Below are 10,385 nucleotides of genomic sequence, written 5' to 3'. Positions count from 1 at the left end.
GAGCAGAACCTCCAACAACCCGCCGGCTGCGATCACCAGCCTGCCGCACACGCCTTGGCCGCATAACCCCCGAAGGACTTACGAACCCGAGCACTTAGCTTGCTCGGCCTCGCCCACGCGGTCGGCGTTTACGGGGCCGTGCACGGTTCACGGCTACGAACCGATGTTCGACCGGTCAGCCCTGGTATGGCGGCCGTCCAGGCGGATCGTCCACGGGTCGATCCTGTCGATCCGCAGGTGGGTGCCGCTCCACGGATCCCGGCCGAGTACCGCCCGGACGGCCTCCTCGGACTCCGCCTCCATAGCCAGCACCACGCGTACGTCGTCGAGCGGACCGCCCAGAACGACGATCCCTTCGTCGACTAGCAGGTCCATGTACGACGCGTGCGCGAGCCAGCCGGTCTGTTCTTCCATCGGCCTCGCAAGATCCCAATGCGGGCCGGCGTGCGACAGGCGAACGAGATACATGGCCTCGTCCTACCACGCGGTCCCACACTTTTGTTGTCAGCTGGTCAGCGCAGCGGCCCGTCTGGCGCCACCACTCGCGGCAGTTGAGCATGTCCGAGCCTCGACCATCGACACTAATTACGCGACCACCCCCACCCGGAGACTGCCACGATGATCAGCAAGCGCCGACTGCTCTGGGCCGGCATGCCAGCATCCGCAGGTGCGGCCGTCGAGGAGTTGATTGGTGCTCACGTCATCCGGGCCCAGAGCTGCCCTGGCGGCTTCTCGCCCGGATTCGCGTCCCGGCCTGACCCTGAGCAACGGGCGCCGCGTCTTTGTCAAGGCAATGAACGCCCAGAGGTGGCCCCTGGAGGCCGGCACATACCGGACTGAAGCCCTGGTGGCCGCGGCTCTGCCGGCGCAGGTCCCCGCGCCCCGGTTCCTCAAAACCCTCGATGACGGCCACTGGACGGTCCTCGCGTTCGAGGACATCGACGGTACGACGCCCTCGCAGCCGTAGGACCGCGCCAGCCTCGACCGCCTTGCCGCCGCCGTGGTGCAGCTGACCTAAGCGACGACACCCTCGCCCATCGCGGCGACCATCCACGACTCGGCGGATGGGCTGACCTCGCCCACAACCAGGATGCGCGACACGTCTGTCGGAGCACTCGGCGGCTGATCCGTCCCGGCGAACCATCTCGGCCCCGGGATGCTCTCGCAACCACGCGGCCAGGGTGGCGGCCCTGCAGCCGGGCAGTACGTCGACCCGGCGGTGGGTGACCGCATCGATTAGCAGGGTCGCGTAACGGTGCCCGCGCCGTAGCGCGAAGTCGTCCACGCTCAGCACCGCCGGAACCGGCTCCGAGGGGATCGGCAGTGCCATCAGCAACCGCAGCACCGTGGTGCGCGAGACGCTGACCCCCAACCGGGACAGCACCGCCTCGCCAGCGCGACCAGCCAGCACTACCGCGATGTCCGCGATCAACGCGGTCAACTGCCGGGTACGCCGCGACGCCATCTCGGGCCACTGTTCCCGGAAGGTCCGCCGCGGGCAGCCGTGGGTCTGACATACGCCGCACGCGCAGTTCGACGATCACGCCGCGGCCTGCGATCGGGAAATCGGCCAACCGCCGCAGATGGTAAGCGTGCACCCGCCGTGCTGGCTGCCCGCACTCCGGGCAGGCCGCCGCTTCCGCCATCGTCCGGGCCTGGATGCACACCACCTGACCCTGATCAACCACCTGATCAACCACTATGGAGGATAGGTCGGGACACACCGTCTTGATCAGGTCCGAGACACACCGGCCCCACCCTGCAGTATCACGACCCACCAACCCAAACCACCACACCACGCTTCTTCGTGCCAGAGCCGAAAATTTGACACTCCCGACCATCGGGCCGGGGAGGGGCTCGTGGGCGGGTGTCGGCCTGACGCCGAGGGTCAAGGGCGAAGGTTCAGCGTCCGTGAACCTAGGATGGCGGGGTGATCCGGCTCCGGATGGGTCTGGCTGATGTGGCGAGGATGCGGTTTGCGTTCTCGCCTCTCGCCGAGGTGATTGAGAGCCTGTACCAGTTGTCGTCGGGGCGGGTGTCGCCGCTGCACCAGGGCTGGTTGGAGGCGACGCGGGACGGCCTGCGTGGTCTGGACATGGGGCTGCTGGGCGCGGTTGTGCCTGCGAGCGCGTACGTGGCGGATTTCCTGTTCGTGGCGGCCACCGACGCCGGCACCATCGACGACCAGCTGCGGTTGGTTGCCGAGTCGCCCGTGGCGGGAATCCGTGCCGACCTGGCGGCGGTGTGGGGTCGGGAGCCGATGCCCGCGCCGGCGCGGACGTTGGCTGCCGAAGGGGCGGCTGGTGCTCGGCGGTTGGCCGACGCGCTGTGGCGGTACTGGTCGGTGGCGATCGAGCCGCATTGGCGGGAGCTACGCGCGGTGCTGGAGGATGACGTCGCGTATCGGGCTGGCCGGCTGACCGGCGGTGGTGTCGATGCGCTGTTGTCGAGCTTGCACCCGGAGGTCAGCGTGCGGGGTGAGATCCTGCGGATCGACAAGCCCCGGCACTCGGTGGACCATGACCTGGCCGGTGACGGGCTCGTGCTGGTGCCGTCGGTGTTCGCGTGGCCGAACCTGATGGTGGACAAGGGCCCCGATCGACCCGCGAGCCTCATCTATGCCTGCCGAGGAGTCGGCACGTTGTGGGGAGGCGACTCCCGAGACGCCGACTACGCCGACGACGCGCTGGGTGCGCTGCTGGGTCACAGCCGCGCGGCGATCCTCAGCTGTCTGGCGCTGCCGAAGTCGACCACCGACCTCGCCCGTGAGCTCGGTCAAAGCGCGCCGTCGGTCAGCTTCCACCTGTCGGTGCTGCGCCGCAATGGCTTGGTGACGTCGTGGCGTTCCGGGCGCCGGGTGTTGTACCGGCACACGCCGCTGGCCAGCGGACTGCTCGGGGCTAGTGGTTCGGGGTTCGAGCGGGGCTGTCCGGATCCCGCGTGAGGTACCGACGGCGACGCTGGATTCCAGCGCCATCGAATCGTTGGTGACCTCCCAGGAGGCCTGCGACGGTGAGCGGACGCACGCATTCGACGCGCTACGGTGCCCGGTTGAATCGCAACCGGGCGTTCATCACGACCACCACCGCAAGCGTCGATTGTCGTCGATCATTCGGACCAGGAAGGCAGGAATCGTGCGGAACGAAGACACTTGTGGCCTGACTCGTCGCGGGGCCCTGCGGGCGGCCGTCACGGTCGGCGCCGTCGCAGGCCCGCTTGGGTTGGCGGTAACAAGGACATCACCGGCGTTTGCCGAGCCCGGGGTGACGTTGCCGGCGGCCACAACGGACGTGACACCGTTCCGGCTGTCGGTGTCGGACGCCACGCTGCGCGATCTGCAGCGGCGGTTGGCGGCGGCCCGGTTGCCGGAGCGGGAAACCGTTCCCGACGGGTCCCAGGGCGTGCCGCTGGAGCGGGTACGCGACCTGGTCGAGCACTGGCGGACGCGGTATGACTGGCGTCAGGTCGAGGCGCGGCTGAACGGGTTCGGCCAGTTCCGCACCCAGATCGACGGGATGGGAATCCATTTTCTGCACGTACGTTCCCGGCACGCCAACGCCGTACCGGTGGTGTTGACCCATGGCTGGCCGGGTTCGGTGGTGGAGTTCCTCGACGTGATCGGGCCGTTGACCGATCCCACGGCGTTCGGCGGGAGCGCCGCGGACGCGTTCCATGTCGTGGTGCCGTCCCTACCGGGCTTCGGATTCTCCGACAAGCCGGCCACGTCCGGGTGGAACATCCAGCGCATCGCGGGAGCCTGGGCGGAGCTCATGTCCCGTCTCGGCTACCGTCGCTGGCTCGCTCAGGGCGGCGACCTGGGCGGCTCCGTGACGCACGAACTCGCCAAGCTCGGGCCCGCCGGACTCGCCGGGATCCACCTCAACTTCTTCCCCGTATTCCAGCCCCCGGTCAGCGACCCGCCCACGGCGCAGGAGCAGGAGGCGCTGGACAAGCTGCAGCGGTTCTTCAACGACGGCGCCGGCTTCATCTACGAGCAGTCCACGCGCCCCCAGACACTGGGGTATGCGTTGACCGACTCCCCGGTGGGGCAGGCAGCGTGGATCTACGAGAAGTTCATGGAGTGGACCGACAGCGACGGCAATCCCGAACGGGTCCTCGGCGTCGACCGGATGCTCGACGACATCATGCTGTACTGGCTGCCCGGCACCGCGGCCTCCTCGGCGCGAATCTATTGGGAGGACGCGCGGGCCGCTGGCACAGCCGACGACTTCAAGGTCCCGGTCGGATTCACGGTCTTTCCCCGCGAGATCATCCCAACTCCGAGAATCTGGGCCGAACGCGTCTACAAGTCCAAGCTCATCTACTTCAACACGGTCCCCCGTGGTGGCCATTTCGCCGCGTTTGAACAACCAGAAATTCTTACCGAGGAGCTGCGGAGGTTCGCTCGCTTGGTCCGTTGACCCTGTGCCGTGCCATAACTGGTCGCACGGGTTGTGAACTGCGGTTTTGTGGCTCTTCGCACCGATGTGTGGGCGGGTTGACCTGCTGAAACGCGCGCACGCCGTTCCCGGTCTAGGGTTTCGGGTCTCTGAGGTCCGAAGTCTGAAGATCGGGAAACGGCGTGCGTCCTGCAAGTCTATGGCAGGGTCTCCTCGGGGTGGGTAAGACCACCGTGGTAGAGCGGGTTGAGCAGGAGGAACACCTCGACGAGGACGGTGCCGAGGTGATGCTGGTCGTGGTGCACGCCAGGCCGTCGAAGGGGGCACGGCGTCGCTGCGGGCGGTGCGGGCGCCGCTGCGTCGGCTATGACGCCGGCCGGGGACGTCGGCGATGGCGGGCGCTGGATCTGGGTCCGGTGCGGGCGGTGATCGAGGCCGACGCGCCGCGGGTGGCCTGCCCCGAGCACGGCATCGTGGTCGCGGCGGTGCCGTGGGCGCGCCACGACGCCCGGCGCATCCAAGGCGAACTCGTCGGGCTCGGCCACCGCGTCGGCGCCGGCACCATCCGCCGCATCCTCGCCCGATCGAGGACCGGCCCTGCCCCGCGTGAGGTCGACACGAGTTGGCGGACGTTCCTGCGCGCTCAGGCGGCCGGGCTGCTGGCGACCGACTTCTTCCACGTCGACACCGTCACGCTGCGACGGCTGTACGTCGTGTTCGTCATGGAGGTTACGACCCGACGGATCCACATCCTCGGCGTCACCGCCCACCCGAGCGCAGCGTGGACCACCCAGCAAGCCCGCAACCTGGTGATGGACCTCGGGGACCGTGTGACACGGTTCCGGTTTCTGATCCACGACCGCGACGCGAAGTTCACCGCGTCTTTCGACGCCGTGTTCGCCGCCGAAGACATCGACGTGGTGAAGACCCCGCCACGCACGCCAAGGGCGAACGCGTTCGCGGAACGCTTCGTGCGCAGCGTCAGAGCGGAGTGCACCGACCGGGTATTGATCTACAACGAACAGCACGCCCGTACCGTGCTACGCGACTATGAGGACCACTTCGACCGGCACCGGCCGCACCAGAGCCTGGATCAGCATCCACCCGACTACGACCCCGGCGTGGTCATCGCGATCGACAAGCCGATCCGGCGACGCCGCGTCCTGGGCGGCGTGATCAACGAGTATCGCCGGGCCGCTTGATCCACCAGGCAAATCCCCAGCCCACAGCCTGAAACACAGTTTTGGCGCGGTACAGGTTCTTCCAACGGGCGCTGCGGGCGCTGAAGGTGACGCCCACCGAGGTGGTCACCGACGCCGCCCCGGTCTACCCCGCCGTCCTCGACGACCTCATCCCCTCAGCCTGGCACCACGTCGAGCGGCACGCCAACAATCCGAGTGAGCCCGACCACAGCCAACTGAAGCACCGGCTGAGACCGATGCGCGGGTTACGAACCGAGCAGACCGCACAAGTGATCATCGCCGGCAACGCCTTCATGCAGAACTTACGACGCGGCCACTACGAACTCACCGTCGAGGTCCCGCGAGCGAAGCGGGTCGCTGCCGCGTTTACCGAGCTGGCCCGCGTGATCTGACCGCGGACCCGAAACGGGCTTGGCATCTCCCTCGATTCCGTAACGCAACAGCACCCATCCGAGCACCTCACCGGGGCAATGGGACCGCCGCCCGCTCGACGGCGGCGAAGGGGCTGACATTGAGCCACCCCTGCAGCGCGCGGCAGGCCGCGGACTCCCCCTTCAGGCTTAGCGATCCGCCTCGCAGCGCCGCCGACCAGCTCATGTCACCCATCCAGATGCGGGTGAGAGTCTCCACCTCGGTCTCCAACCACACGCTGATCGGGAAGCCCGGATCGGTGTCGCAGGCGTCGGCGCCGCCGGACCGGGACAGGACGAGCCACCATCGCTGCTGACCTGCCGGCGCGTCGCGGAAGTAGAGCTGGACCGTCGTGGCCTTCTCCGGCATGCGGGCAGGCTGGGAATCCCTCCGGATGTCGATCATCAGCATCACCGGGTCGAACTCGTCCGGGCGCAGTTCGTGCATCCAGCGCACACCCCACGCGCCCATCTGCTCCAGAAGCGGCCGTAGCTCATCCCCGGCCGGCGTCAGCCGGTAGCGGGGCTCACCGTCGGCCACATGCCGCTGCACGAGACCCGCTCGCTGCAACTCGCGCAGACGCGCCGCGAGCAGCGACGGGGACATTCGAGGAACGCCCCGGGCGATGGTGCTGAACCGGTCCTCGCCCCAGAGCAGCTCGCGGATGACGAGCAGCGTCCAGCGTTCGGCGAGGATCTCGGCGGCCCGAGCCACCGGGCAGTACTGGCTATAGCGCTTCACCGCGCGCACCTTCCTCGCGGCGTGGAGGCCCTCGCCGCTACAGAAAACGTAGCGGGCGAGGGGTCGCCGGTCAGTCAACCTTATGACTGACAGCGACAGACCCGAGGAGGAGTGAGATGTCCGGAAAAGCGGTCATCAGCCTGACAACCGGCTTGGAGGACCCCGAGCGGGTCACCGTGGCGTTCCTGGTGGCGGTCGGTGCGGCCGAGGAGGGCCGGCCGACGCTGATGTTTTTGACCAAGGAGGCGGTTCGGCTCGCGCTAGGCGGCGTCGCCACCGGGGTGGCCTGCACCGGCTGCCCGCCGCTGCCTGACCTGGTGAAGCGGTACCAGGCGGCGGGTGGGAGGTTTTTGGTCTGCCCGATCTGCTTCACCGCGAAGGGGCTCGACGAGGCCCAGCTGATCGATTCGGCCGAGCTCGGCGGCACCGTGCCGATGTGGCGCTGGATCGGCGACGGGGCGACGACGTTCAGCTATTGACCATCAGCTCGCTGGGGTCTGTTGCGTTGCCCGTGTCCAGGGATCGAGGCAGGCTTGACGGGTGCAGCCGTCGAGTCCTCGTCGTCGCTGGTCGCCGCCGAAGGCGGCGTTCACCGGGTTCCGGTTTCCCGCGGAGGTGATCGTCGTCGCGGTCCGCTGGTACCTGCGCTACAACCGGCGCCGTTGCCTTATCGGATGGGCGGACGTGTTGAACCCGGTCAGGTCCGCGGTCAGATCGCTTGGGCGAGTTCGGTGAACGCAGCGGCGACCCGCGTGATCGGCGGGGTGTCGATGGCGAGTTCGTAGTATCCGCGTCGGAGGTTCTGCATGAATGCGTGCCCGGCGATGATCACCTGCGCTGACTTGTCCGTCCGTAGCCCGCGCATCGATCTCAAACGGTGTTTCAACCGGCTGTGATCAGCCTCGATCGGATTGTTCGCATACCGTTCGACGTGGTGCCTCGCGGATGGGATCAGCTCATCCAGCACGCCGGGGTAGACCGCGGCGGCGTCGGTGACCACCTCTGCGGGTGTCACCTTCAACGTCGACAGCGCCCGGCGGAAGAACCGCCGGGCCGCGCCGGCGTCCCGGCGGTTAGAGACGAGCACGTCGATGACCTGCCCGTACTGGTCGACCGCCCGGTACACGTACCGCCACACACCGTTGACCCTGACGTACGTCTCGTCGACGAACCATCGGTCACCCGGCGAGTGGCGGCAGAATCGGGCGGCGTCGGCCAGCAGCGGCGTGAAGCGTTGCACCCAGCGGTAAACGGTCACGTGGTCGACCTCGATGCCGCGTTCAACCAGCAGTTCCTCGACATCCCGATAGGACAGGTTGAACCGCAGATACCAGCGCACCGCGGCCACGATCACCTCGGGCGGGAACCGGAACCCGGCGAACGCCGACTTCGGCGGCAGCCAGGGGCGAGGACGGGTTGATGGTTTCACCCGTCAAGCCTGCCTCGAACTTGCCAACGCTCAATGCAACGGAGCCGTGCGCGGTCCCCGGCTTGATGTGCCCGGCGGTGGCGTTCGCCGACGATCGGCTGTCGGCGTTCCTGAGAGTGGGCAGGAGGCCGTGGCGGGTGCCGCCGGGTTCGATGAGGTCAGGAAGGCCGTACTCGTGGCCGGGGCCCTTGCCGTCACGGGCGCATGGTGTTGGCAACGTTCGCACCCCGTGCGGATTGATAGCGGGGAGTGGCGAGCAGGAACAGGCGGTCGCGTCGGTGGGCGGCGCCGATATCGGATGCGCGTAGGCATAGCCAGCGTGTGTCGTACCCGAGCGCGGCCAGGTCACCTTCGACGACGTCGAGTCCCCGCCGTAGGAGGGCGGCGACGTTCTCCACGAAGACGAGCGGCGGTCGTAGTACGCGAATGGCGTCGGCGACGCAGGTCCAGAGGCTGGAGTGCTCTCCACTGATGCCAGCGCGTTTCCCGGCGTTGCTGATGTCCTGGCAGGGGAAGCCGGCGGTGAGGACGTCAACCGGTTCGACGCGGGTCCAGTCGAGGGTGCGGATGTCGCCGAGGTTGGGGACATCGGGCCAGTGGTGGGCAAGGACGGTGCGGGCGTGCCGGTCGGTTTCGGCGTACCAGGTGAGCCGGCCGCCGAGCACCAGCTCGACGGCCAGGTCGAGACCGCCGTTTCCGGTGCACAGGGATCCGATGCGCGCCGACGGGTGGTCACTCACGCCACCTCCCCGGAGGGGCGGCCATGGATACGGCGATCGGCACGGACGTGCTACTCATCCGCGCCCTCGTACTGATCAGGCGGGGCCTTGGTGAAGATAAGGACGTCTTCGTGGGTGATCAGGTGCAGTGGGGTACCGACGGCGCGGGACTTGCGCACGGATTGGAGTTGGAAGAACGACGGACGGGCGACGAGCTGCCCGTCGCGGACCGCCGCCAGGAGGGCCACGCACCGTTCGGTCGGCAGCAGGCCCGCGCGGACGCCGGCGGCGATGACGGCCGAGGGCAGGTCGACGAGCTGGCCGTTCTTGCGCCACGGGCGGGCGGTGACCACGACGGTGCCGCCGGGGCGCAGCAGGCTGGCGCAGCCGGTGAGGATCTGCGCGAAGCCGTCGGTGAGGCCGGTGAGGTCGCGGTAGGCGAGATTGCCTTTGTCGGTGCCGTCGTTGTAAGCGTTGTCGAACTTCGCCACTCCGTGGGCACCGGGTCGGACAAGCCCGTGGACGGTGGGCCCGTACGGCGGTGAGGTGACCACGAGGGCGACCTGGCCGGTGAGCGCGGCGGGTAGCAGTGATCGTAGACGAGTGGCGTCGCCACGCAGGACGGAGGCGCGGCCGGTGGCGCCCTGTTGGTGGGCGTGGGTGACGTTGGCATCGGCGATGTCGGACCAGCGGGACTCGTACTCCACCCCGATGGCGTCGCGGCCGGCATGCGCGGCCTCGACGAGGGTGGTGCCGATCCCGCACATCGGGTCAAGGATCAGGTCGCCGGGCTGGGTATAGGCGTGGACGGCGTGGGCGGCGATCGCGGGGAGCATCCGGGCAGGATGCTTGACCGACTCGGCGACGTACCGGCCGCGGCGCTGCACCGGCCCGGTGCGTTGAGCGGCGGCCCACACTGACAGGCCCTCGGGCCCGGCGGATGCCCGGTGGCGTCCGCCGATGTCGCGGTGGCGGCCTCGGTAGGTGTCCTCTGCCGGGTTGGTCGGCTGGCTCGGGTCAGCCGCGGAGGCGTTGTACTCAGCCACGGTGGTCACCCCCGTCGCGGCGCCCGTGTCGTGGTGCGACGCTCGATCCGGTGACGGGGCTGAACACGAGAAGGTCGGCGTGCACCTTGAGGTGCGCCGCCCATTGCTGGTCGGCCTGGTGAGTGAGGGTGAGAAGTTCCTCGTCGGTGAGGTGATAGACGAAACTGTCGCCGTCGGTGTCTGCGGCGACGGCGACGATGTGCTGCAGGTAGCCCTGTGGGGTGCCAAATCCCTGTCATGGGGCCCGAGCTGGACTTCTACGCGGCTCGTTCGTACTCGTTGATCAGCCCGCCGAGGACGGGTCGGCGTTTGATCCGCTCATGCGTGAGGTCAACGACGGGGCGGTCGGACCGTGGGGGCTGCAACTGCAGGGCCCGATGCGGACGGTGGCCGTTGTAGTGACGTGCGTACTGATCGAGTGTTCGGCGTAGATGTCG

At 68.3% G+C, this 10,385-nt stretch carries 10 protein-coding genes and 3 pseudogenes; 6 read left to right on the top strand and 7 right to left on the bottom strand.

Translation table 11 applies throughout. From position 1 onward, the window contains the following. Positions 1-153: 153 nt before the first annotated feature. Both ACFYPS_RS36250 and ACFYPS_RS36245 read right to left on the bottom strand, forming a co-directional pair. Entirely contained in the window at positions 154-468 is a 315-nt protein-coding gene (locus ACFYPS_RS36250; RefSeq protein ID WP_354968733.1) for a hypothetical protein, read from the bottom strand. 1,058 nt (positions 469-1,526) lie between these two features. Then, positions 1,527-1,646 (bottom strand): annotated as a pseudogene (locus tag ACFYPS_RS36245) (transposase family protein); the annotation flags it as partial. 284 nt (positions 1,647-1,930) lie between these two features. Here ACFYPS_RS36245 and ACFYPS_RS36240 point away from each other — a divergent pair. The 5 genes and pseudogenes from ACFYPS_RS36240 to ACFYPS_RS36220 all read left to right on the top strand — a co-directional run bounded on the left by ACFYPS_RS36240 (position 1,931) and on the right by ACFYPS_RS36220 (position 5,994). Continuing rightward, complete coding sequence (locus tag ACFYPS_RS36240) at positions 1,931-2,944, top strand: DUF5937 family protein (protein WP_354968732.1); 1,014 nt, start codon at positions 1,931-1,933, stop codon at positions 2,942-2,944. Between the two features lie 43 nt (positions 2,945-2,987). Then, on the top strand, positions 2,988-4,421 hold the full coding sequence (locus ACFYPS_RS36235; RefSeq protein WP_387330922.1) for an epoxide hydrolase family protein: 1,434 nt from the start codon (positions 2,988-2,990) through the stop codon (positions 4,419-4,421). Positions 4,422-4,582: 161 nt separating this feature from the next. Then, positions 4,583-4,909, top strand: a pseudogene (locus ACFYPS_RS36230) (transposase family protein); the annotation flags it as partial. A gap of 213 nt (positions 4,910-5,122) precedes the next feature. Beyond that, positions 5,123-5,602, top strand: coding sequence for an integrase core domain-containing protein (locus ACFYPS_RS36225; protein ID WP_354968737.1), 480 nt, complete (start codon positions 5,123-5,125; stop codon positions 5,600-5,602). A gap of 41 nt (positions 5,603-5,643) precedes the next feature. Beyond that, positions 5,644-5,994, top strand: coding sequence for a DDE-type integrase/transposase/recombinase (locus ACFYPS_RS36220; protein ID WP_354968730.1), 351 nt, complete (start codon positions 5,644-5,646; stop codon positions 5,992-5,994). Positions 5,995-6,061: 67 nt separating this feature from the next. Here the strand turns inward: ACFYPS_RS36220 and ACFYPS_RS36215 are convergent, their stop codons facing one another. After that, positions 6,062-6,754, bottom strand: a complete 693-nt coding sequence (locus tag ACFYPS_RS36215; protein ID WP_354968729.1) for a helix-turn-helix domain-containing protein — start codon at positions 6,752-6,754, stop codon at positions 6,062-6,064. A gap of 116 nt (positions 6,755-6,870) precedes the next feature. On the opposite strand from ACFYPS_RS36215, the gene ACFYPS_RS36210 reads away from it, so the two are divergent. Then, positions 6,871-7,233 (top strand): DsrE family protein, encoded by a 363-nt coding sequence (locus ACFYPS_RS36210; protein ID WP_354968728.1) that lies wholly within the window; start codon positions 6,871-6,873, stop codon positions 7,231-7,233. 230 nt (positions 7,234-7,463) lie between these two features. Here ACFYPS_RS36210 and ACFYPS_RS36205 read toward each other — a convergent pair whose 3' ends face one another. From ACFYPS_RS36205 to ACFYPS_RS36190, 4 genes and pseudogenes are all read right to left on the bottom strand, one after another. Next, entirely contained in the window at positions 7,464-8,153 is a 690-nt protein-coding gene (locus ACFYPS_RS36205) for an IS6 family transposase (protein WP_387330929.1), read from the bottom strand. A gap of 224 nt (positions 8,154-8,377) precedes the next feature. After that, on the bottom strand, positions 8,378-8,923 hold the full coding sequence (locus ACFYPS_RS36200; RefSeq protein ID WP_354968727.1) for a DNA cytosine methyltransferase: 546 nt from the start codon (positions 8,921-8,923) through the stop codon (positions 8,378-8,380). Between the two features lie 50 nt (positions 8,924-8,973). After that, the gene (locus ACFYPS_RS36195; protein ID WP_387330926.1) at positions 8,974-9,864 is read right to left on the bottom strand and encodes a TRM11 family SAM-dependent methyltransferase; all 891 of its coding nucleotides are present in this window, start codon (positions 9,862-9,864) and stop codon (positions 8,974-8,976) included. 76 nt (positions 9,865-9,940) lie between these two features. Beyond that, positions 9,941-10,162: pseudogene (locus tag ACFYPS_RS36190) on the bottom strand (hypothetical protein); the annotation flags it as partial. Positions 10,163-10,385: the final 223 nt, after the last annotated feature.

The sequence above is a fragment of the Micromonospora sp. NPDC005087 genome, from assembly GCF_042872965.1.
GTDB lineage: Bacteria > Actinomycetota > Actinomycetes > Mycobacteriales > Micromonosporaceae > Micromonospora.
Note: the sequence above shows the minus strand (reverse complement) of the source record. Positions and strands in the feature narration are given on the sequence as shown.